The organism is Marinobacter sp. C7 (genome assembly GCF_022343555.1).
GTDB lineage: Bacteria > Pseudomonadota > Gammaproteobacteria > Pseudomonadales > Oleiphilaceae > Marinobacter.
Map to the genome: position 1 here is coordinate 97,416 of NZ_JAKQZH010000006.1, position 17,686 is coordinate 115,101.

Consider the following 17,686-nt stretch of genomic DNA (forward strand, 5'->3'; position numbering starts at 1 on the left):
CCCTACTTACTCTCCGGCTGCAATCGTCCTGTGAGCTGCCGGACTCTTCGACCGGTGTTCTCACCAAGCACCAGGAGGGCCGGAGTCAGCAGCAGCGTCAGAATAGTCGCAAAGCCGAGGCCTCCGGCGATGGCGCTGGAGAGCTGGGTCCACCACTGGGTAGAGGGCGCCCCGAGGCCCAGGGAGGGGCTGAGCAGATCGACGTTGACGCCGAGCACCATCGGCATGAGCCCGAGCACCGTGGTTATTGCCGTTAACAGGACCGGCCGCATACGAAGGCAGCCGGTTTCCAGGGCCGACTCGTAGGGTGGCAGCCCGTCCCTTCGCATCTGGTTGTAGGTATCGATCAGGATGATGTTGTTGTTCACCACAATGCCCGCCAGAGCAATGATTCCCATGCCGACCATCACAATCCCGAACGGCTGACTGTTCACCAGCAGCCCGATCAGGACACCGGCGGTGGACAGCACGATGGCAGACAGAATAAGGAAGGTCTGATAGAGGGAATTGAACTGGGTTACCAGGATCAGCAGCATCAGGCCGATGGCAACCAGGAACGCCGTGGTGAGGAACGATGCTGCCTGCTGCTGATCCTCGCTCTCGCCGGCAAAACCCACGGTGACGCCCTCGGGCGGTTCCGGCATTTTCTCTTCCAATACCCGCAGCATTTCGTCCACCTGCCGGCCCGCAGCCAGATCCGATTTGATAGTCACCGTGCGCTGACCGTCGACCCGCACAATACTGCCGGTCTTGTCCCCGGGTTCCAGAGTCACGAATTCGGAAAGCGGCACCTGGCCCCTGGACGTATTGATGGTCTGGCGCTGCAGCTGATCCAGCTCTCGCCAGTTATTGGGGACCCGCACTGCAATATCCACCTCATCCCGGACATCTTCCGGACGGTAGGTGGCCAACACCAGACCGTTGGTGACCAGACGCACGGCACTGCCAATACTGAGTACATCGGTGCCGAAGCGGGCCGCGGCCTCCCGGTCCACCCTGAGCTGCCATTCAATGCCCGGCAGGCTCCGGTCGTCCTCAATTTCCACAAAGCCATCAAGCGTGCGCATCCGTTCAGCGACAGCGTCCACAAAACCGTTGAGCTGACCGCTGTCATGGCTGCTGATCTGGATCTCGATCGGCTTGCCTTCGGCAGGCCCTCCCTCCTGTTTACGGAATTCCAGCTCGATGCCCGGGATGTCGGAAGTACGCTCGCGGAAATCCTCCAGTATTGCGCTGGCGGGCCGACGGGTGAACCAGTCGGTGAACTGGAACTGCAATACCCCGATGACATCGGGAGCCATCCGGGTATTGTTATTGAGCATGGAGCGGGCATAGAGCGCCTTCACCTCGTGCATACCCTGCAATCGCTGTTCAACCTCGCGCACAATCCCGTCACGTTCCCAGACCGACAGATCGCCCCGCGCGCGCACCTGGACCTGGGCCGAGTCAGGCTCCACGCTGGGAAAGAATTCCACCCCGTGGTTGAAACGGGCGTAGGCGGCATAAATCAAGAGGATCACCGCCAGCACGCCCAGCAGGGTGAATCCCGGGAATTTCAGGAGACGGGCCAGGGCGAAGCGGTAATAGCCCATCATGCGGCCGTCAGAATGGGGCTCACGGGCCCGGCGACCGCCACTGACTCCGCCAAGCACGGGCAGAAACACCAACGCCATTGCGAGGGAGGCGGTCAGGCAGATGATGACTGTAATCGGCAGGAATTTCATGAACTCACCCACCACACCGGGCCAGAACAACAAGGGCACGAACACCGCCAGGGTGGTCGCGGTGGAGGCGATAATGGGCCAGGCCATCCGGCTGGCCGCCTCAGCCCAGGCGGAACGGACAGTGCCCCCCTCGGACAGGTTCCGGTCTGCCAGTTCGGACACCACGATCGCGCCGTCCACCAGCATGCCGGCGACGAGGATCAGACTGAACAGTACAACGATATTGAGCGTGAGGCCCATCCCCCAGATCACCAGGATCCCGGTCAGGAAAGCACCGGGAATGGTCAGCCCGACCAGCAGTGCAGAACGCAGGCCCATGGCGGCAATCACCACAATGATCACAAGCACGATGGCGGTCAGCACGTTGTTGAGCAGATCCGAGAGGATGTCCTGCACCTCGTCCGACTGGTCCATGATGTACCGGATATCCAGACTTTCGGGCAGCTGCGGACCAGCCTGATCGATCAGTTCCCGCACCTGATCCACCGTTTCGATGATGTTGGCTCCGGAACGCTTGGATACTTCCAGCACCAGCGCCGGCTTACCGTTGATGCGGGCGAATCCGGTGGGGTCCTTGAACGTCCGTTGGAGCATGGCGACATCGCCGAAAGTCACCACGGTATCGCCGTCCACTTTCACCGGCATGGACATGACGTCCTCGATGCTCTCGATCACACCGGGCACTTTCAGCGCCATACGACCATTGCCGGTATCAAGGGAGCCCGCCGCCACCAGCTGGTTGTTGCGGGCCACCAGGGAGGCGAGCCGGTCGAAATCAATGCCGTAGCTTTCCAGCACCTGGGGGTCCACCACCACTTCCAGCTGGTCTTCCCGGTCACCGCCAATCTCGACCTCCAACACCTCCGGAATCGCCTCGATGGCATCCTGGAGCCGTCGGGCGACGGTGATCAGCTCCCGCTCGGACAGCGGCCCGGACAGGCCCACCGACAACACCGGGAACAGGGACACATTGATCTCGTTCACCCTCGGCTCGTCCGCCTCCTGGGGCAGCTTGGTGCGCGCGGTATCCACCTTTTCACGGACGTCCTGCAGGGCCATATCGGGATCAAAGCCGGCATCGAATTCCAGCATGACCGAGGCGTGGCCCTCAGAGGCGGTACTGCGCATTTCCTTGATCCCCTCCAATGACCGAAGCTCCTGTTCCATAGGCCGCACCAGCAGGCGCTCCGCATCCTCCGGGCTGATGCCGTCCAGAGTCATGGACACATAGATAATCGGGATGGTGACATCCGGATTCGCTTCCTTGGGGATGATGTTGAACGCCGCGATGCCGCCAAGAATGAGGAAAGTGAGCGTCAGCAGGGTCGTCCGGCTGCGATCCATGGCGGCGAAGATCAGTGCCCGCATACCAATCAGCCCCTGTTGTCCGAGCGATCCACGGGAATCACTTCCTCACCCTCACTGACGAAGCCGCCGCCCCGGGTGATCAGGCGGATTTCGTCAGGCAACCCGGTCACCCAGGCCCCTTCGGTCGACACGCTGAGCAAGCGGACCGTTGCGAAGACCACCCGGTTATTGCCGTCCACATACTTGATTCCCGGGCGACCATCATCGCCAAGGCTCAGGTAGGCCGGCGAGATGAACATGGCTTTGACTTCCGGCAGCGAGATGCGCAGGCTGGCACTGCCACCGGCGACCCGTTTCAGATCCGGGTTTTCCACAGCGATCTCGACCGCAAAACTACGGGTCTCCGGGTTGGCCGCACTGGCCACGAAGGTCACTACACCACGGAGCTGGCCGCCGTCCAACAGGTCGATCCTGACCGGCTGACCCACCGCAACCTGACTGACCGACTGCTGTGGTATCTGGCCAGTCGCTTTCAGTCGATCAATCCGGACCAGCTCGAAAAGCGGAGAACCGATCTGAACCAGGGTTCCGGGCTCAATCTGTCGGGCATTGATAATTCCGTTGAACGGAGCGGTCGGCGTCAGGTGCTGCACCGCCAGGCGGGCTGACGTCAGTTCGGCACGGGCGGCGGCAAGCTCGCTTTCCAGGTCAAGCAACTGCGACTGAGAGGTAAAATTGTCCGAGCGCAGCCGGCGCGCCGCCGCAAGGTCCGCCTCCAGCTGTTTCACCCGGGCATTCCAGCGGTCCACCAGCGCGGAGCGGCCATCGTCGGAAAGGCGGGCCAGGACCTGGCCGCTACTCACGCTCTCTCCCAGATCGGCGGCAACCTTCTCAACCGTCCCTGCCACCCGGGCGCTGAGGCTCACGGAAAGCCAGGGCTCAAGCTGCCCCTGGAGCTGTATTCCCGGTTCGTGCAGGCGCGCCTGCAGCGTTTCCACCTCTACACTGGTCAGCTCCGCCTCGGGATCCTGTTGCCGCTCGGGCGCCTGATTCGATGAAACCTTTACCTCCCCGGTCATCATCCAGATGACCAGCAGAATAACCACCAGCAGGGATAACCCCAGGGAACCCCATTTTGCCTTCGTCATTGAATGCTCGCTGTGCCTGAAAACGGTGAACAAGGATCCGGAATGAGAAACCTCAGGCCGGTTTGGGAAAAAACCGGCAATTAACGGTTGCATCCGATTAAAAGCGTGAGGTAGATTCTACACAGAATCTTTTTACGAATTCAGAGCAGACTGTCGATTTCATGAATCTCAACGCAGTGATTGTCCTTGTGAAGCTTGTCCTGGTGGTCGTGGTACCGTCCGGGGGCTTTTGCGTGGACAAGCGGGTGAGATAGCGACAAACCTGACAAGACACCAGAAACCCCCGGCACCGAAAGGTCCCGGGGGTTTCTTTTTTTGGGGCAAAGAAAAAGGGAAAAACGACCATGAACGGCGCACAGCACATTCTTGAAGCGTTCCACCGCCACAACATCAGCACGGTTTTCGGGTATCCCGGCGGCTGCATCATGCCGCTATACGACGCGCTGGTGGACGATGTGGGTGTGGAGCACGTGCTGTGTCGCCATGAACAGGCCTGTGCCCTGGCCGCCGACGGCTATGCCCGGGCCAGTGGCAAGCTGGGGGTTTGTATCGCCACCTCCGGCCCCGGTGCCACCAATCTGATTACCGGTGTAGCCAATGCGCACCGGGATTCTATCCCCATGCTGGTCGTCACTGGTCAGGTGCCCTCAGGTCTGATCGGCACCGATGCTTTCCAGGAAACCGATGTCCTGGGCATGACCTTGGGCATCGTCAAGCACAGCTACCTGGTGGAGGATGCCGATTCCCTGCCGGCGATCATGGAAGAAGCCATCAAACTGGCCCAGAGTGGCCGGCCGGGGCCGGTGTGGATCGACATTCCCAAAGATCTGCTGCTGACCGAAGTGGCCGACACCCCCTCCACCAGATCCACCCCACAGGAAACGGGTTGCCCGGACCTCAGCGAAGCCCTGAGCATGCTGCGCTCGGCTCGAAAGCCTCTGTTGTACAGCGGCGGCGGCATCAGCCTGGCCCATGCCGAGGACAGTTTCCGGGCCTTCGCCGAATCCTGCGCCCTGCCAGCAGTTGTCACCCTCAAGGGCATCGGCAACCCGGGCAAGCATAATCCCTACAACCTGGGGATGCTGGGCATGCATGGTTCCCGGGCGGCCAACAAGGCCGTGGACGAGTGCGACCTGTTACTGGTCATCGGAGCCCGCCTGGACGACCGCGCTACGGGCAAGCTGGACGGCTTCGCTCCCAACGCCAGGATAATCCACATCGACGCCGATGCTGCCGAAATCAACAAGCTGCGCTCCGCCGATCTCGCAATCCGCGGGGACCTGAATGCCATACTCAGTGGGTTGACTGAAGCGTTGCAGGATGAGCCACTGGCCATCAGCAACTGGCAGAAGCAATGCCGGACCTGGCACACCACCGGGGGCTTCCACGCCGCTGACAACGAAGAACCCCTGGCCCCGATCACCGGCCCGGCCTTCATTCGACAACTCTCACGGGTTGCGCCGGACGACACCGTGATCGCCTGTGACGTTGGCCAGCACCAGATGTGGGTGGCCCAGCATTACGCGTTTGATCATCCGCGCCACCATCTCACCAGCGGGGGCCTGGGCACCATGGGCTTCGGACTGCCCGCGGCCATCGGCGCCCAGTTTGCCGACCGCAACAGCACGGTCATCAACGTCACCGGCGACGGCTCGTTCATGATGAACGCCCAGGAACTGGCGACCATCCGCCGCTACAACCTGCCGGTCAAGCTGATCGTCATGGACAACCAGTGCCTGGGCATGGTGCGCCAGCAGCAGGAGCTGTTCTACAACAACCGGGAGAGCCAGATAAACCTGGACGACAACCCGGACTTCGTTGCGATGGCCCGGGCATTCGACATCCCGGCCCTGCACATCGAACGCACCGACCAGATCCGCCGCGGCATCGAGACCATCCTGGCCTACAACGGCCCGATGCTGCTGCACGTGGCCATCAGCCGTGAAGAAAACGTCTGGCCCATCGTCAAACCCGGGGCCAGCAACCGCGAAATGATCGACGAAACCCGACGCCCATCCAAAGCCAGCAAGGAACAAGTTGCATGAACCCGCAAAGCCAGCCTTCAACGCCCAGCTACACCATCAACTGCCGTATGATCCAGGAAGCTGCCGCTCTGGAACGGCTTTGCCAGGTGGTCCGCATCCGCGGGTTCCGGATTGCCACCATGGCGGTGGAAACCGCCGGCGAGCATCTGAACATCGCCCTCACCCTGGAGGGTACTCGGCCGATAGCCATGTTGCAGTCGCAACTGGAGAAGCTTCACACGGTTGCCGAGGTTGCCCTCGCATCCGGGTCTGTGGCTCGTTCCCGTTCGGCCTGAGGTTTGGGGGTATCGTCCTTTCTTAGCCTGAGGTTGGGCGGGCAGGTACGGCGCAGGCCCGCCCCTCAACCAACAGGCCAAGAAGGCGGGCACCTGCGAATTACCAGGCTTTGTAGGGCAGGAACTTCCCGTTCATGGTCACAACTACACGGTCCCCCTTGGGGTTCTCCTCTTTCTCGATATCCATGGTGAAATCGATGGCGCTCATGATGCCGTCGCCGAACTTCTCGTGGATGAGTTCCTTCATGGTGTCACCGTAGACGCCGACCACCTCGTACAGACGGTAGATCAGCGGGTCCTGCGGGACCGCACCATCCCAGGCCTTCTTTGGACACACCTGCAGGGCTTCCGCTACCGGCTTGTCGAGGCCGAGGGTTTCACACAGTGCGAAGGCCTTGTCTTCGGTGAGGCTGTTCATGCCCAGGGCGGCCGAGGTGGTGAACACCGGGGACATGCCGATGGCCTCGGCAATCGCCTCCCAGGTCATGCCCTTGGAGACTTTGGCTTCCAGGATTTTGGCGGTCATAAGTTCTTTGTTCATCATGGCTGGTTCCTCTCTTCACGTTTAACGTCAGGCATTCACCGCGCGAGCGGCAGTTTCGGATTCGGTTTCAGGTTCGGCCGCCGCCGGTTCCGGCTGGGCGACACCCTTGGCAGGCTCGACGACTTTCGGGCTGCCGTCTTTTTCCGGCAGCGCCGAGCCGCTTCGGTTGACCAGGAAGTCCACCAGGTAGTCCCGGGTCTTGTGGTAGGCCGGGTTCTGGAAGATGGTGGCCCGGGCCCGCGGGTGCGGGATGTCCACTTTGACGCTCTCGGCAATGCGGGCATTGGTGCCGTTGGACATCAGGAAGATGCGGTCGGAGAGCAGAATGGCTTCGTCCACATCGTGGGTGATCATGAACACGGTCTGGCGGGTTTCTTCCCAGATCTTCACCAGTTCGTCCTGGATCACGCCCCGGGTGAGCGCATCCAGCGCGCCGAAGGGCTCGTCCAGCAGCAGGAGTTCCGGCTGGGTGGCGAAGGCCCGGGCAATACTGACCCGTTGGCGCATGCCCCCGGACAGCTGTGAGGGCTTTCTGTTCAAGGCGTGGTCGAGGCCTACCATTTTCAGGTAGCGCTCACTGTGCTCCTTCACCTTTTCCTTCGACCACTTGGGCCAGCGGGCCTGAACGGCAAACACGATGTTGTTCAGGGCCGTTTTCCAGGGCAGCAGGCTGTAGTTCTGGAACACCACCCCGCGCTCAAGACCGGGCCCTTTCACTTCCTTGCCGTTCATTACCACGTTGCCGGCACTGGCTTCGTCCAGGCCTGCCAGCACGTTCAGGATGGTGGACTTGCCGCAACCGGAGTGGCCGATGATGCAGACGAATTCACCTTTCTCCAGGGCGAAGCGGATATCCTCGAAGACGGTCAGCTCGCCGCCCTGGCCGTCCGGGTAGACTTTGGACAGGCCATCTACTTCCAGGAATGACTTACTCATAACAGGTCTCCGTCAGGAGGGTTGAGGCCGGCACCGGCAATCGGTGCCGGACCGCTCATTCTTTGTATTCCACCAGCTTCTGGGCCTTGCCCAGCGCCAGGTCCAGCAGCATGCCCACCACCCCGATCATCAGGATGGAGAAGATCACACTGGCCAGATCCAGGTTGTTCCACTCGTTCCAGACGTAGTAACCGATGCCGGTGCCGCCCACGAGCATTTCCGCCGCCACGATGACCAGCCAGGCGATACCGATGGAGATACGCATGCCGGTCAGGATGGTGGGTGCGGCGGCCGGCAGGATGACCGTCAGGGCAGTCTTGATCGGGCTCAGTTCGTGGGTCCGGGCCACGTTCACCCAGTCCTCCCTGACGTTGGCCACGCCAAAGGCGGTGTTGAGCAGCATCGGCCAGATCGAGCAGATGAAGATCACGAAAATGGCCGAGGCGTCGGAATCCTGGATGATGAACAGCGCCAGCGGCATCCAGGCCAGCGGCGAGATCGGCCGCAGCACCTGGATGTAGGGGTTCAGGGCCTTGTACATCAGCGGCGACATGCCGATCAGGAAACCGATGGGCAGCGCGATGGCCATGGCCGCCAGGTAACCGGTCAGCACCCGGTAGACCGAATACGCCAACTGGATGCCGATGCCCTTGTCGTTGGCGCCGGCGTCATAGAATGGGTTGGACAACTCGGTCCAGGCCAGTTTGATCACCGCCGAGGGCGGCGGAACACGGGACTCCTGATCCGCTCCACCCATCAGCATTTCATACTCGGTCATTCCGGTCTGGGCTTCCGGGGGCTGGGTTGCCATCTCCCAGAGCCCCAGGGCCAGGATCAGGAACGACACCGACAGCAGCGCTGCCCGTACGTTCAGGGAAGCCATGGTTACACCCTCCCGATGTCGAAGCTGCGGGCATACTCTTCCGGACTGGCCGGGTCGAAGGTCTTGCCCATGATGGTGTGGGTCTTGTAGGTCTTGTCCGGCGCGGTGTAGCCCATCTCTTCCATGAGCTTTCCGGTCTCACCCGCCAGGTACACCTGCTCGGCGATGGCCTTGTAGTCCACATCACCCTCGATATAGCCCCAGCGCTTCATCTGGGTGAGGATCCAGACGCCCATGGAGTGCCAGGGGAACGGGTCGAAGTCGATGCGATCCGGTACGTTCTTCACCTCGCCCAGGCCGTCGGCGTAATAGCCCGTGAGCACCTGCTGAATCACCGGTACCGGCTGGTTCAGGTAGTTCTTGGGCGCGATCGCTTCGGAGATTTCCTTGCGGTTATCCGGGTTATTGGAGTACTGGGTGGCGTCGATGATGGCGCGCAACAGGGCGCCGTAGGTATTCGGATTTTCGGTGGCAAACTGCTGGCTGCAGGCGAAGGCACAGCAGGGGTGGCCCTCCCAGATATCCTTGGTGAGCATGTGGATGAAGCCCACTTTCTCCCAGACGGCCCGCTGGTTGAACGGGTCCGGCGACAGGTAGCCATCGAGGTTCCCGGCCCGCAGGTTGGCGACCATCTCGGGTGGCGGAACCACACGGATCTGCACGTCCTTGTCCGGATCGATACCGTTTTCGGCCAGGTAGTAGCGCAACAGGAAGTTGTGCATGGAGTATTCGAACGGCACCCCGAATTTGAAACCTTTCCACTGTTTGGGATCCCGCTTGTCCTTGTGATCCACGTGCAGAACGATGGCCTGGCCGTTGATGTTCTCCACCGCCGGCATGATGAACGGTTCCGGTGTGGAACCGGCGCCCATGGTCATGGCCAGGGGCATGGGTGTCAGCATGTGGGACGCGTCGTATTCGCCGGCCAGGGATTTGTCCCGCGCCACCGCCCAACCGGCGGTTTTGGTCACGGTGACATCAAGACCATAACGCTCGTAGAAACCCATGGGGTGAGCCATGATGATCGGCGTGGCGCAGGTGATCGGCACAAAGCCGACATTCAGTTTGGTTTTCTCAAGCTTGCCCAGGGATTCCTTCACCGCCGCCTTGGCCTTGTCCATGGGAAACACGCTGCCCAGCAGCGCGGCTGCCGTGCCCGCCCCCATCATCTTCATGAAGCTCCGGCGGCTATGGTCGTTATGGCCAAACACCGAGCGAACCACGGCGCTCTCGATCGCCCGGTCCATCATGGCCTCGGAATCCATGGCGTCTTCGGAAGCCGAACTGTCCTGGCTCGGCGATGGCTGAAGATTCAGTGACACCGACGGTGTTTCCTGCCCGGGTTTACACTCCGGGCATCCGCAGGTTTTTGCATGGATCAGTGACTGGTCACCGTCAAACGGATTGCCAAGGCTTTTCGTGGTCATGGGGCACTCTCCCTACTCTTGGATTGTTTCTGCACTTTCGCGGTGCAACAAAGGTGCGAGTCAGACCCGAGCGTGTAACCGGTTCGGATCGGCTGCGCGTTGTGATATGGCTATCGCAGGGTTTGTGCCAACTCCGCCATTCCCTTCTAACCAATTGTTTCAGCTTATTTTTTAATTAAAAAACCGGTTCTGGATGAACTACGATTTTTCGTGATTCACGAATTTTCGTGGCGTTGGCCACGATTTTTCGTAGTTGGCACAGGGTTTGTTTGGTTATTTCCCGAACAACACAGGACAACCCCATGAATACCCAAGCCAACATTGCCCCCTTGACTACTACCAGCTGGATTGAGCACCTGCCTGAGGCAGCGCTGCTCGTGGATGCCGGCCGGGACCTGATCGTCGCCGCAAACAGCGCCATGGGCCGGATGATTGGTAAAGACCGGCGCTCCCTGACAGGTACGCCCTGCACCCATCTGTTCACGGACCAACGCCCACAACTGATTGCCTTCACCGAAGAAACCCTGTTCCGAAGCCACGGCTGGAGCCGGGACTTCATGATCAAACATCGGGATGGCCACACCCTGGAGCTGGAAATATCTTCGTCACGGGTAGGTGAGGCGGAATCCCAGAATGTACTGCTACTGCTTCGGGACAGACGCCAGTTGCGCACGCTGCGCGAACGGCACGACGCCAACCACTACCATCGGGGCGGCCTGCTGGAGTGGCGACGGGTCGAAGAGCTGTTCAAGGACATGGAACGGGAAAACCAGCTCATCCTGCACGCCGTAGGGGAAGGCATCTACGGCGTCGACGCCGAGGGACGCACGACCTTCGCAAATCCGGCGGCGGAGCGCATGCTCGGCTGGCGCATTGATGAACTCATGGGCAGGGTCATTCACCGGGTGGTGCACCACTCCCACGAGGACGGCAGCCTCTATCCCCTGAAAGAGTGCCCGATCTACGCCGCCTTCCGGGACGCGAGCGTGAAACGGGTGGGCGAGGACTGGTTCTGGCGCAAGGATGGCACCGGCTTTCCGGTGGAGTACACCAGCACGCCGATCCTGGATAATGGCCATCCGGTGGGTGCCGTGGTGGTGTTCCGGGACATTTCACCCCGCCTGCAGGCACAAAAGGAGCTGCAGCAGGCCCTGGAGGAAGTGGAGAGCCTCAAGCACCGCCTGGAGATGGAGAACGCATACCTGCAGGAAGAACTCAGCGCCGAATACCACTTCCATGAGATTTTTGGCCAGAGCGAAGCGATCAAGGCCATCGTCCGCCGCATTGGTATGGTCGCGCCCACGGATGCCAACGTATTGATTACCGGCGAGTCGGGAACGGGTAAGGAACTGATCGCCCGGGCCATCCACCAATCCAGTACCCGCCGCGACCGACCGCTGATCCGGGTGAACTGTGCCGCGATTCCCAAGGACCTGTTCGAGAGTGAATTCTTCGGCCACATCAAGGGCGCTTTCACCGGCGCAGTCAGCGACCGGGTGGGCCGGTTCGAACTGGCCGACGGCGGCACCCTGTTTCTGGATGAGGTGGGCGAAATCCCCCTCGAACTGCAGGGCAAACTGTTACGGGTTCTGCAGGACCAACAGTTCGAGCGCGTGGGTGAAAACCGCACACGGGCGGTGGACGTCCGGGTCATTGCCGCGACTAACCGGGATCTGAAAGCGGAGGTGCAGGACAAAACCTTTCGGGAAGACCTCTACTTCCGCCTGAACGTATTCCCTATCGAATCCGTGCCACTGCGTCGGCGTGCCGAGGATATTCCCATCCTCGCCCGGGAATTCCTTAATCGGGCCTGCCAGAAGTTCAACCGCGCTCCTTTGATGTTGCGTGAGCGGGATGTGGAGACCCTGAAAGCCTACCACTGGCCAGGCAACGTCCGGGAGCTGGAAAACGTCATCGAACGCCAGGTAATCACCGCCGATGGCAAGCTGGACCTTGATTTACCCGGATCGGAGGGCAGCGGCCGTCCTTCGGCAGAGGCAATGCCCCCTGCCCGACATTTCGACGGCGAACTGATGACGGAAAGCGAACTCCGGGATCTGGAAAAGCGGAACCTGATCCGGGCACTGGAGATGAGCGGTGGAAGGGTCTTTGGCGACGACGGGGCAGCGGCGCTGCTTGGCATCAAGCCGACCACCCTGTCATCACGACTCAAAAAATGGAAACTCGAACCCAAAATGTTCCAGGACACCGCCACCGCCTTGCAGCAATGAGCGGAGCCCTGGACAACTTTTGCTATCAGATCAATTCGATAGCCACGGCGGTGCCTTCGCCACCACCGATACAAAGCGAGGCGACACCACGCTTGAGCCCACGCTGCTTCAGGGCATTAATCAGGGTAACGATGATCCGGGAGCCGGACGAGCCGATCGGGTGACCGAGGGCACAGGCGCCCCCATGGACGTTTACCTTCTCCGCCGGAAGCTTCAGCTCATTGATCGCCGCCAGGGTGACCACGGCAAAGGCTTCGTTGATCTCGAACAGATCGACATCATCCACCGTCCAGCCGGCCTTCTTGAGCACCTTCTCGATGGAACCGATCGGCGCCAGGGTGAACTCCGAAGGCAGCCGTGCGTGGGTAGCATGGGCCACGATCCGGGCCTGGGGCGTCAGACCGCGAGCGTCCGCTTCCGCTGCGGAAGCCAGCACCAGGGCGGATGCGCCGTCACTGATGGAGCTGGAATTGGCAGCGGTCACGGAGCCGTCTTTGGCAAAAGCCGGCTTCAGCTGGGGGATCTTCTCCGGTTTGGCGTTGCCCGGCTGCTCATCCGTATCCACTTCGGTATCACCGCCACGACCGGAGACAGTCACCGGAACAATCTCGTCCCGGAACCAGCCGTTTTCGATGGCGGCGAGGGATTTCTGAAGCGAACCGATGGCAAATTCGTCCATGGCCTGGCGACTGATGTCGAACTTGTCGGCGGTGCGCTGGGCGAAGACGCCCATCAGACCGCCTTCATAGGCATCTTCCAGGCCGTCCAGGAACATGCTGTCCAGCACCTGACCATGACCCATGCGCATACCCGCGCGGGCCTTGGGCAGCAGGTACGGCGCCTGACTCATGTTCTCCATGCCCCCGGCAATCATGATGTTGTTGGTGCCAGCCTTGATCTGATCGTGAGCCATGATGACAGCCTGCATGCCGGAACCACACATCTTGTTGATGGTGGTGCAGCCTGAACTGTCCGGAATACCGGAAGCGCGGGACGCCTGGCGTGCCGGTGCCTGACCGAGACCGGCCGGCAGTACGCAGCCCATAATCACTTCCTGGACATCTGCCGGCTGCAAACCGGCCCGCTCGATGGCCGCCTTGATGGAAATAGCGCCCAGATCCGGGGAACGCACAGAGCTCAGGGAACCCATCATGCCGCCCATGGGGGTGCGGGCGGAACCTGCAATCACCACATCGTTGTTACTCATAATCCAACCTCATTCGATTTGTTACGCCCGGCCAAGTACCGAACGTGCAATGATTTCTTTCATGACCTCGGAAGTGCCGCCGTAAATCCGCTGCACCCGGGCATCGATAAAGTTCCGGGAAATCGGGTACTCGGTGGTGTAGCCATAGCCTCCGAACAGCTGCAGACAGCCATCGGCCACCCGGCACTGCATTTCCGTAGCGCTGTACTTGGCCATGGAAGCGGTGGGGGCATCGAGTTTGCCCTCCTCATATTCCCGAATGCACTGATCCACGAACGCCTTGTTCACCCGATAGTCGGTTTCCATACGGGCGATTTCGAAACGGGTGTTCTGCAGTTGGGCCAGCTTCTGGCCGAACAGTTCCCGCTCCTGGGTGTAGGTAACAGTCATATCCAGCGAACCACGGGCAGCGGCAACGCCCAGGGCGCCGATAACAAGGCGCTCCCTGGGCAGCTCACGCATCAGGTAGACGAAGCCCTGCCCTTCTTCACCGAGCAGCGCGGAGGCGGGAATGCGCATGTCCGAGAAGAACAGTTCAGAGGTATCACCGGAGTGCTGGCCGATCTTGTCGAGGTTCCGGCCCCGGCTGAAGCCCGGCAATGAGGTATCCACCAGGAACAGGCTGATCCCCCTGGCACCGGCGTTAGGATCCGTCTTGGCCGCAACGATCACCATATCGGCGTGCTGACCATTGGTGATAAAGGTCTTGGAGCCGTTCAGGATGTAGTCGTCACCGTCCCTGACTGCACTGGTCCGGATCGCCTGGAGGTCACTGCCGGCACCCGGCTCGGTCATGGCGATTGCACCCACCGCCTCACCGGAGACCATCTTCGGAAGCCACTGCTGTTTCTGTTGCTCATTACCGATGTGGCTGAGGTAGGGCGCGACAATATCGGAATGCACCATGACGTTGGTGGAAAGCGCACCGAAACCCATTCGGGCCATCTCTTCACCCACCACGACGGAGTATTGGAAAGGAGCACCGCAGCCGCCGCACTCCTCGGGCACGTCCACGCACAACATGCCGGCGTTACCCAGTGTGCTCCAGAGTTCCCGGGGGACAATGCCGGATTTCTCCCAGGCTTCATAATGGGGCGCTACTTCGGTTTCCAGGGCCTTGATAACGGAATCCCGGAACAACGCGAGTTCTTCTTGATCGACAGGGTTGGTCATGTCGCTCACCTGTATTTATCGGATCGCTTGTGGCAGATCACGTGGGTATTGAGGGTCCGCTTGTGGCGGACCCTGTTCGTCAGATCACTTGGGCGCCATGCGCAGTGCACAGTCGAGGCGGATCACCTCGCCATTGAGTATCGGGTTACGCACCATCTGGTCCACCATCATGCCGAACTCCTCAGGCTTGCCAAGGCGCTTGGGGAACGGCAGGGTGGCAGCCAGGCTGTCCTGAACTTCCTGTGGCATACCAGCCATCATAGGGGTCATGAAGATGCCCGGGGCAATCGTATTTACCCGGATGCCTTCCCTCGCCAGCTCGCGGGCTGCCTGCAGGGTAAGGGCCACCACCCCGCCCTTGGAGGCACTGTAGGCGGACTGCCCGATCTGCCCCTCGAACGCAGCCACCGAGGCGGTGTTGATAATAACGCCACGCTCACCGTCGGCATTGGGCTCACGCTGGGCCATTTCCGCCGCTGCCAGTCGCAGGATATTGAATGTTCCAATCAAATTGACCTGGATAACCTTGCTGAATTTCTCCAGAGGCATCACACCATCCCGGCCCAGGATCTTCGAAGCCGGAGCGATACCCGCACAGTTGACGGCAATACCGCAGGGGCCATGGGCTTCGCGGGCAGCGTTGATCGCAGCCTCAGCGCTCTCCGGCGAAGTCACATCACATTCGTGGAAGATTCCCCCGAGCTCGGAAGCGACCTTCTCACCCTGCTCTTTATTCACGTCCAGAATCGCCACCTTGCAGCCTGCGGCCGCCAGCGCACGCGCAGACGCCTCACCAAGACCGGAGGCACCACCTGTTACAATGGCCGGTACATTCTTGAATTCCATCGTTCACTCCTCTTCTTGTAATCCGTTTATGTGCATTCGGACCAGAAAACCACTTTACGTTTACGTAAACTTTATCTAACCTTAGTCGAAAAAGGAAATCGTCATGGTCGAAAAAAGAACATTCAGCATCAGCGAACTCTCGCAGGAGTTCGATGTAACAACACGAAGCATCCGCTTCTATGAAGACCAGGGCCTGCTCAAACCCCGGCGCCGGGGGCAGACTCGAATCTTCAGCACCAAGGACCGGGTCCGTTTGAAGCTGATCCTCCGGGGTAAACGCATGGGCTTCACCCTTGCGGAAACCAAGGAGCTTTTCGACCTGTGGGACGAGACCCTGACCGGTAATGAAAAACAGCTGCTGAAAATGCTGGAAATTCTGGAAGCCCGGAAAGCCATGCTGGAACAGCAGAAAAACGACATCGCACAGGCAGAAATGGAAATTGACACCGCCGAAGCGCGTTGCCGTGAAGCGCTGGCCGACCTGGAACAAAAGAAAAAAGAGCAGGGACTGGCGCAGAAAGAATCCGGACAAACAGAGGAGGCCGTCGCCCAGAAGTGACGGCCCTCAAATACGAAGCTTTCAAAACAAGAAGGTAGCCAACGATGAAATCACAATACTCAGAGCTCAATTTCGGCCTTGGTGAAACCCTCGACATGCTGCGCGAGCAAGTCAACGGATTTGCCGCCTCTGAAATCGCGCCGCGCGCCGAGGAAATCGATCGCAACAACGAATTCCCCATGGACCTGTGGCGGAAAATGGGCGACATGGGCCTGCTGGGTATTACCGTCAAGGAAGAGTACGGCGGATCCGACATGGGCTACCTCGCGCACGTGATCGCCATGGAAGAAATCAGCCGTGCTTCCGCCTCCGTTGGCTTGTCCTACGGTGCCCACTCCAACCTGTGCGTGAACCAGATTCACCGCAACGGCACCGAAGAACAGAAACAGAAGTACCTGCCCAAGCTGGTCAGCGGCGAACACGTTGGCGCGCTGGCGATGTCCGAGCCCAACGCCGGCTCTGACGTGGTCTCCATGAAACTCCACGCCCGCGACGAAGGTGACCACTACGTCCTTAACGGCAACAAGATGTGGATCACCAACGGCCCGGACGCCCACACCTACGTCATCTACGCCAAGACCGATCCGAAAGGCGGCTCCAAAGGCATCACCGCCTTCATCGTCGAGCGTGACTACCCGGGCTTCAGCCGCCACCAGAAACTCGACAAACTCGGCATGCGCGGCTCCAACACCTGTGAACTGGTGTTCGAAGACTGCAAGGTTCCCAAGGAAAACATCCTGGGCGGCGAAGGCAACGGCGCCAAGGTCCTCATGAGCGGCCTCGACTATGAGCGTCTGGTATTGTCCGGCGGCCCTCTGGGCATCATGCAGGCCGCCATGGACGTGGTCGTCCCCTACATCCGCGAGCGCAAACAGTTCGGCCAGGCCATCGGCGAGTTCGAGCTGGTACAGGGCAAGGTCGCCGACATGTACACCTGGATGAACACGGCCAAATCCTACGTCTACATGGTGGCCCAGTCCGCAGACCGCGGCGAGACCACCCGCAAGGATGCCGCCGGCGCGATCCTCTACTCTGCCGAAATGGCCACCAAACTGGCCCTGGACGCGATCCAGCTGCTCGGCGGTAACGGCTACATCAACGAATACCCGACAGGCCGCCTGCTGCGGGACGCCAAACTGTATGAAATCGGTGCCGGTACGTCCGAAATCCGCCGCATGCTGATCGGGCGCGAGCTGTTCCTGAACAAGTAAGGCACCGGCGAACACCGCTCTGGAGCGGAAACCAGCGCCCAATGTATGACGAGGGCCTGGTGGCAGGGCGGTCCGGGAATGTTGAAGGCCAAGGATGGCCTGAAACAAGCGCACATGGACGTGCCCGTAGCGGTTCCCGGACCGCCCTGCCACCAGGCCCGATGCCCCC

14 protein-coding genes are annotated in these 17,686 nt (G+C 60.5%); 5 read left to right on the forward strand and 9 right to left on the reverse strand.

Features of this window, described 5'->3' with window-relative positions:
* Positions 1–2: 2 nt before the first annotated feature.
* Both MD273_RS18040 and MD273_RS18045 read right to left on the reverse strand, forming a co-directional pair.
* The gene (locus MD273_RS18040; RefSeq protein WP_239039181.1) at positions 3–3,092 is read right to left on the reverse strand and encodes an efflux RND transporter permease subunit; all 3,090 of its coding nucleotides are present in this window, start codon (positions 3,090–3,092) and stop codon (positions 3–5) included.
* A gap of 5 nt (positions 3,093–3,097) precedes the next feature.
* Positions 3,098–4,180, reverse strand: a complete 1,083-nt coding sequence (locus MD273_RS18045; protein ID WP_239039182.1) for an efflux RND transporter periplasmic adaptor subunit — start codon at positions 4,178–4,180, stop codon at positions 3,098–3,100.
* Between the two features lie 344 nt (positions 4,181–4,524).
* Between MD273_RS18045 and ilvG the strand changes: the two genes are divergently transcribed.
* Both ilvG and MD273_RS18055 read left to right on the forward strand, forming a co-directional pair.
* Positions 4,525–6,225, forward strand: a complete 1,701-nt coding sequence (ilvG, locus tag MD273_RS18050; protein WP_239039183.1) for an acetolactate synthase 2 catalytic subunit — start codon at positions 4,525–4,527, stop codon at positions 6,223–6,225.
* Positions 6,222–6,500 (forward strand): ACT domain-containing protein, encoded by a 279-nt coding sequence (locus MD273_RS18055; protein WP_239039184.1) that lies wholly within the window; start codon positions 6,222–6,224, stop codon positions 6,498–6,500. The genes ilvG and MD273_RS18055 overlap by 4 nt, the downstream gene beginning before the upstream one ends.
* A 100-nt stretch (positions 6,501–6,600) precedes the next feature.
* Here MD273_RS18055 and cynS read toward each other — a convergent pair whose 3' ends face one another.
* Genes cynS through MD273_RS18075 form a run of 4 tightly spaced genes read right to left on the reverse strand, consistent with a single transcriptional unit; the run spans position 6,601 to position 10,290 of the window.
* Positions 6,601–7,044 (reverse strand): cyanase, encoded by a 444-nt coding sequence (cynS, locus tag MD273_RS18060; protein ID WP_239039185.1) that lies wholly within the window; start codon positions 7,042–7,044, stop codon positions 6,601–6,603.
* A 27-nt stretch (positions 7,045–7,071) separates the two neighbouring features.
* Entirely contained in the window at positions 7,072–7,980 is a 909-nt protein-coding gene (locus tag MD273_RS18065; RefSeq protein ID WP_239039186.1) for an ABC transporter ATP-binding protein, read from the reverse strand.
* A gap of 55 nt (positions 7,981–8,035) precedes the next feature.
* A complete protein-coding gene (gene ntrB, locus MD273_RS18070; RefSeq protein WP_239039187.1) occupies positions 8,036–8,863 on the reverse strand; it encodes a nitrate ABC transporter permease in 828 nt (275 codons plus the stop codon).
* A gap of 2 nt (positions 8,864–8,865) precedes the next feature.
* The gene (locus MD273_RS18075) at positions 8,866–10,290 is read right to left on the reverse strand and encodes an ABC transporter substrate-binding protein (protein WP_239039188.1); all 1,425 of its coding nucleotides are present in this window, start codon (positions 10,288–10,290) and stop codon (positions 8,866–8,868) included.
* Between the two features lie 302 nt (positions 10,291–10,592).
* Here MD273_RS18075 and MD273_RS18080 point away from each other — a divergent pair, with 302 nt between their 5' ends.
* Positions 10,593–12,521, forward strand: coding sequence for a sigma 54-interacting transcriptional regulator (locus tag MD273_RS18080; RefSeq protein WP_239039189.1), 1,929 nt, complete (start codon positions 10,593–10,595; stop codon positions 12,519–12,521).
* 25 nt (positions 12,522–12,546) lie between these two features.
* Here MD273_RS18080 and MD273_RS18085 read toward each other — a convergent pair whose 3' ends face one another.
* From MD273_RS18085 to MD273_RS18095, 3 genes are all read right to left on the reverse strand, one after another.
* Positions 12,547–13,728 carry a thiolase family protein gene (locus tag MD273_RS18085; RefSeq protein WP_239039190.1) on the reverse strand — a complete coding sequence of 394 codons (1,182 nt, stop codon included), beginning with the start codon at positions 13,726–13,728 and terminating at the stop codon, positions 12,547–12,549.
* 21 nt (positions 13,729–13,749) lie between these two features.
* On the reverse strand, positions 13,750–14,901 hold the full coding sequence (locus MD273_RS18090; protein ID WP_239039191.1) for an acyl-CoA dehydrogenase family protein: 1,152 nt from the start codon (positions 14,899–14,901) through the stop codon (positions 13,750–13,752).
* Positions 14,902–14,985: 84 nt separating this feature from the next.
* Entirely contained in the window at positions 14,986–15,747 is a 762-nt protein-coding gene (locus MD273_RS18095; protein WP_239039192.1) for a 3-hydroxyacyl-CoA dehydrogenase, read from the reverse strand.
* 103 nt (positions 15,748–15,850) lie between these two features.
* Between MD273_RS18095 and MD273_RS18100 the strand changes: the two genes are divergently transcribed.
* Positions 15,851–16,306, forward strand: coding sequence for a MerR family transcriptional regulator (locus tag MD273_RS18100; protein WP_239039193.1), 456 nt, complete (start codon positions 15,851–15,853; stop codon positions 16,304–16,306).
* A 44-nt stretch (positions 16,307–16,350) separates the two neighbouring features.
* Positions 16,351–17,517, forward strand: a complete 1,167-nt coding sequence (locus MD273_RS18105) for an isovaleryl-CoA dehydrogenase (RefSeq protein ID WP_239039194.1) — start codon at positions 16,351–16,353, stop codon at positions 17,515–17,517.
* The last annotated feature ends 169 nt before the right edge of the window (positions 17,518–17,686 follow it).

Coding starts and splice junctions, on each gene's coding strand:
- MD273_RS18055 (WP_239039184.1), top strand. CDS start 6,222: ATGAACCCGCAAAGCCAGCCTTCAACGCCCAGCTACACCATCAACTGC.
- cynS (WP_239039185.1), bottom strand. CDS start 7,044: ATGATGAACAAAGAACTTATGACCGCCAAAATCCTGGAAGCCAAAGTC.
- MD273_RS18080 (WP_239039189.1), top strand. CDS start 10,593: ATGAATACCCAAGCCAACATTGCCCCCTTGACTACTACCAGCTGGATT.
- MD273_RS18075 (WP_239039188.1), bottom strand. CDS start 10,290: ATGACCACGAAAAGCCTTGGCAATCCGTTTGACGGTGACCAGTCACTG.
- ilvG (WP_239039183.1), top strand. CDS start 4,525: ATGAACGGCGCACAGCACATTCTTGAAGCGTTCCACCGCCACAACATC.
- MD273_RS18045 (WP_239039182.1), bottom strand. CDS start 4,180: ATGACGAAGGCAAAATGGGGTTCCCTGGGGTTATCCCTGCTGGTGGTT.
- MD273_RS18095 (WP_239039192.1), bottom strand. CDS start 15,747: ATGGAATTCAAGAATGTACCGGCCATTGTAACAGGTGGTGCCTCCGGT.
- MD273_RS18040 (WP_239039181.1), bottom strand. CDS start 3,092: ATGCGGGCACTGATCTTCGCCGCCATGGATCGCAGCCGGACGACCCTG.
- MD273_RS18090 (WP_239039191.1), bottom strand. CDS start 14,901: ATGACCAACCCTGTCGATCAAGAAGAACTCGCGTTGTTCCGGGATTCC.
- MD273_RS18100 (WP_239039193.1), top strand. CDS start 15,851: ATGGTCGAAAAAAGAACATTCAGCATCAGCGAACTCTCGCAGGAGTTC.
- MD273_RS18085 (WP_239039190.1), bottom strand. CDS start 13,728: ATGAGTAACAACGATGTGGTGATTGCAGGTTCCGCCCGCACCCCCATG.
- MD273_RS18065 (WP_239039186.1), bottom strand. CDS start 7,980: ATGAGTAAGTCATTCCTGGAAGTAGATGGCCTGTCCAAAGTCTACCCG.
- MD273_RS18105 (WP_239039194.1), top strand. CDS start 16,351: ATGAAATCACAATACTCAGAGCTCAATTTCGGCCTTGGTGAAACCCTC.
- ntrB (WP_239039187.1), bottom strand. CDS start 8,863: ATGGCTTCCCTGAACGTACGGGCAGCGCTGCTGTCGGTGTCGTTCCTG.